This window comes from Oceanicella sp. (genome assembly GCF_056449545.1).
Genome location: NZ_JBWOMN010000072.1, coordinates 1 through 3,742 on the forward strand (window position 1 = coordinate 1; position 3,742 = coordinate 3,742).

At 73.0% G+C, this 3,742-nt stretch carries 4 protein-coding genes and 1 riboswitch; of the genes, 3 read left to right on the forward strand and 1 reads right to left on the reverse strand.

Features of this window, described 5'->3' with window-relative positions; all coding sequences use genetic code 11:
* Positions 1–501, forward strand: a 501-nt coding sequence (locus tag AC1HC7_RS10380; protein WP_479498992.1) for a hypothetical protein, incomplete at its 5' end; no start/stop codon positions are given.
* A 12-nt stretch (positions 502–513) separates the two neighbouring features.
* On the opposite strand, the gene AC1HC7_RS10385 is transcribed toward AC1HC7_RS10380, so the two are convergent.
* On the reverse strand, positions 514–1,935 hold the full coding sequence (locus AC1HC7_RS10385) for a calcium-binding protein (RefSeq protein WP_479494967.1): 1,422 nt from the start codon (positions 1,933–1,935) through the stop codon (positions 514–516).
* A 95-nt stretch (positions 1,936–2,030) separates the two neighbouring features.
* Here AC1HC7_RS10385 and cobA point away from each other — a divergent pair, with 95 nt between their 5' ends.
* Positions 2,031–2,879, forward strand: a complete 849-nt coding sequence (gene cobA, locus AC1HC7_RS10390) for a uroporphyrinogen-III C-methyltransferase (RefSeq protein ID WP_479498993.1) — start codon at positions 2,031–2,033, stop codon at positions 2,877–2,879.
* An 82-nt stretch (positions 2,880–2,961) separates the two neighbouring features.
* Positions 2,962–3,112: riboswitch (FMN riboswitch) on the forward strand.
* A gap of 69 nt (positions 3,113–3,181) precedes the next feature.
* Positions 3,182–3,658, forward strand: a complete 477-nt coding sequence (locus tag AC1HC7_RS10395; protein ID WP_479494969.1) for a 6,7-dimethyl-8-ribityllumazine synthase — start codon at positions 3,182–3,184, stop codon at positions 3,656–3,658.
* The last annotated feature ends 84 nt before the right edge of the window (positions 3,659–3,742 follow it).

The following is a 3,742-nucleotide window of genomic DNA, read 5'->3' on the forward strand; positions in this document are numbered from 1 at the left end:
CGCGCGGCTCTTTTCATGGGGGCGCTCGGGCCCCGGGCGGGTGGGCAGTGCGCTTTGTGGCCGGTGGGGGGGGCCGCCGGCGCGGCGGGGCTGGCGCTGGATCGGGGCGCGGCAGCGCCGCCGCCGGGGGCCAGCGTCGCCGCCCCCGGCGGCGCCCGGCTGATGCGCGTCGAACCGCTGGTTTTCTGGCTGCTGGGCGCTGGGGAGGCGCCGCTCGTCGCCAGCGCCGAGGGCGCGGCGCTCGACCTGTCGCAGGCCCGCGCGTCGCTGCGGGTCGAGGGCGCGCGGGCGGCGGATCTGCTCAACCGCTTCACTGCGCTGGACCTGCGCGAAAAATCCTTCCCCGACGGCGCGGTCGCGGCCACCGGCGTCGCCCATTCGCCGGTCACGGTGCTGAGGCGCGACGACGCGGGCGCGCCGGGCTACGACCTGTTCGCGGCGCGCAGCTATGCGCAGTCGATCCGCGATCACATGGCGCGTCACGCGGCGATGATGGGCTGAGCGCGGGGCGGCTCAGATCCAGAAATCATCCGCGTCGAGCGCCACGGGCGCGACGCCGCGAATGTCGATGACCGCGTGATCCAGCACGATGCGGGCGCCGCCGTCGATGCGGATCGGATCCGGCGCCGCGTCGAGATCGAAGCCGCGCAGGTCGATCCAGTCCTCGCCCGGGTTGAAGTCCAGCACCCGGTCGCGGCCGTCGCCGGGGGCGAAGACGAAACGGTCCGCGCCCAGCCCGCCGCGCAGCTGATCCTGCCCCGGCCCGCCGCGCAGCGCATCGGCGCCGACGCCGCCGTTCAGACGATCGAAGCCGCGCCCGCCGGTCAGCAGATCGTCGCCGGCGCCGCCCTGCAGGGCGTCGCGCCCGCCCTGGCCGTGCAGCGTGTCGTCGCCCAGCCCGCCATGCAGCGCGTCCGCGCCATTGCCGCCGCGCAGCCGGTCGGCGCCGGCGCCCCCGGCCAGCCTGTCGGCGCCGCGCCCGCCCCACAGCGCGTCGTCGCCGCGCCCGCCCTCCAGCCGATCGGCGCCGCGATCGCCGCGCAATTCGTCATTCCCGGCGCCCCCGCGCAGCAGATCGTCGCCGCCCAGCCCCCGCAACGCGTCGTCGCCGCCGCGCCCGCTGAGGAAATCCGCTTTCGCGCCGCCGGTGAAAACGTCCGGGTCGGCGGCGCCGATCTGGCGGGTCTCGGTGAGCAGATGCAGGTCGAATTCCCGGATCTCCAGCCAGCCGGCGCCGCCGGTGACTTCGGCCCCAAGCTCCACATCCATCAGCCAGAGATCGCCGGAGACCACGCCGCTGTCTTTCAGGTGATCGAGAATCGCCGCGAGGTCGATCCTGGCGTCGGCGATCGGCGTCGGCGCGGCGAAGGCGGCGTAGGTCCAGTCGCTCGGATTGCCCGGATCGTCCGGGCGCAGCGAGAATGCGTAGTCGATGCCGTCGATCCGCGCCACGCCCTGGGACGCGCCGCCGGGCGCGGCCTCGCCGGATTTCAGCCAGACCATGATTTCATGGGTGATGGCGGCGGCCCCGCCCCCGGGATCGCTGCTCAGCCACAGGTCCAGCGCCACGTTGAAGCCGCCGTCAAGCCCGCCCCAGTCGAGATCCGCCTTCAGGTCCAGTTCGGTGATCAGCGACAGCTCCACCGGCAGCGCATGCCCTCCGGTCTCGCGGCCGAACGGTTTCTTGCCGACGAAGATTTCGGGATAGGACAGCACCCGGCGCGGATCCGCCCGGGTCCAGTCCCAGTCGAAACGCACCCCGTCCGTCAGGCTGTCGCCATGGGTCACGGTCTGGACGAAGTCCGCGCCGTTGACCAGGTCCCGCCGTCCCCACGTGTTGTTCTGCAGAATCACCCCGTCAAGCGCCACCCATGCGCCGTCGGAGGAGAGCACGCCCCCCATGTCCCACACCCCGTTGTCTTCACCCGCGGCCAATCTGCGCCGCCGGTCTCCACAAAGCGTTAAGCCCCGAGAGCGACATCGCTAAAATCCGGCTTTTCTCGACCCGCGCCGGGCCTTAGACAGAGGGCATGGACGACAGCGTCAAACTCCCCGAAGGCGTCGCCTGGCCCGAACTGGCGGCGGGCTGGGTGTGGCTGGTCGGCGCCGGGCCGGGGGACCCGGGGCTGCTGACGCTGCACGCGGTCAACGCGCTGCGTCAGGCCGACGTGATCGTCTATGACGCGCTGGTGGACGAACGCATCCTCGCCTGGGCGCGCCCCGGCGCCGATCTGGTGTTCGCCGGCAAGCGCGGGGGAAAACCCTCGGCGCGCCAACGCGACATCTCGCTGACGCTGGTGGATCTGGCCCGCGCTGGGCGCCGGGTGCTGCGGCTGAAGGGCGGCGATCCCTTCGTGTTCGGGCGCGGCGGCGAGGAGGCCGAGACCCTGGTCCAGCACGGCGTGCCGATCCGCATCGTGCCGGGGATCACCGCGGGCATCGGCGGGCTGGCCTATGCCGGGATTCCGGCGACCCATCGCGACGTGAACCAGGCGGTCACCTTCCTCACCGGCCATGACCAGAAAGGCGAAACGCCGACCTCGCTGAACTGGGAGGCGATCGCCAGGGGCTCGCAGGTCATCGTCATGTACATGGCCATGAAGCATCTGGCGCGCATCGCCGAACGCTTCATCGCCGCCGGGCGCGACCCGGACGAACCGGTGGCCATCGTCACCCGCGCCACCGCGCCCGATCAGCAGGTGCTGGAAACCACCCTGTCGCGCGCCGCCGCCGCCGCGGCGGCCGCCGGCGTCGCGCCGCCGGCGGTGGTCTGCGTGGGGCGCGCGGTGCTGCTGCGCCAGGCGCTGGACTGGGCCGAAGGGGTCGCGCCGCGCAATCTCGACCCGCTGGGGCGCGGGCGCCCGGCCGAGGATGGCTGACGCATCACCATGGGTCGACCCGGCGGCGCTGGACAGGGGGCGGGCGATCCCCTACCTGTGAAACGCCCCGCCGCGCGGCGGGGCTTGTTCTCGGGGCGGGGCGGAAATCCCCACCGGCGGTGATGGCCGATCCTTCGGCACGAGCCCGCGAGCGCTCTCCCGGCGGGAGAGGTCAGCAGAGCCCGGTGCGACCCCGGCGCCGACGGTCACAGTCCGGATGATAGAGAACGGAATCGGCGCCCGCGGAATCGCGGGCGCGCGACCGTCGTCCTGATTCACACTGTCTCCGGAAAGGGAGCGCAATGGATCAGACCGAACAGACCCGGACGTCCAGTCGAAAAGTGGCGTTCATTCAGGCCCGCTGGCACGCCGGCATCGTCGATCGCTGCAGAGAGGCCTTCGTCGGCGAAATCGCCCGGCTCACCAACACCGCCACCGAGGTGGCGGTGTTCGATGCGCCGGGCGCCTTCGAGATCCCGCTGCTGGCCCGGCGCCTGGCCGAAAGCGGCGACTACGCGGCGGTGGTCGGCGGCGCCTTCGTCGTCGATGGCGGCATCTACCGCCACGACTTCGTCGCCCAGACCGTGGTCGCGGCGCTGATGGAGGCGCAGATGGCCACCGGGGTGCCGGTGCTCTCGGCGGTGCTCACCCCGCACAGCTATCAGGAGACCCCGGCCCACGACGCCTTCTTCGCCGAACATTTCCGGGTGAAAGGCCGCGAGGCGGCGCAGGCCTGCATCGAGATCCTCGCCACCCACGCGCAGCTTGCGACGGCCTGACCCGCGCCCTCCCCGCGCCCGCCCTCCCCGCGCCCGCCCCCCCCCCCGCCCGCCGGCGCGCAGCGCCAAGCGGGCCGCGCGGCG